Annotated in this window: 1 protein-coding gene; it reads left to right on the forward strand. The window is 72.9% G+C overall.

Annotation, left to right across the window (positions count from 1 at the left end):
* Window positions 1-255: TolC family protein (locus ACLJNW_RS26670; protein WP_410961577.1), on the forward strand; the 255-nt coding region annotated here is incomplete at both ends.

A 255-nucleotide genomic window follows, 5' to 3' on the forward strand; every position in this document is an offset into this window, starting at 1 on the left:
GATGTGGTCGCCCGCCGCTGGCAGGTCGCCGCCCTGGCCAAGGGCGTGGACGTGGCGCGCGCCGACTTCTACCCCAACGTCGACCAGATGGCCTCGGTCGGCTTCAGTGCCGTCGGCGGCGGCATGCTGGAGTTCTTCCGCAGCGCCAAGTACACCTACAGCGCCGGCCCGGCGGTGACCCTGCCGATCTTCGACGGCGGCCGCCTGCGTTCGCAGTTGGGCGAGGCGGCGGCCGGCTACGACGCGGCGGTGGAG

Origin of the sequence: Salmonella sp. SAL4457 (assembly GCF_046548235.1) — a bacterium.
Taxonomy (GTDB): domain Bacteria; phylum Pseudomonadota; class Gammaproteobacteria; order Enterobacterales; family Enterobacteriaceae; genus Salmonella; species Salmonella enterica.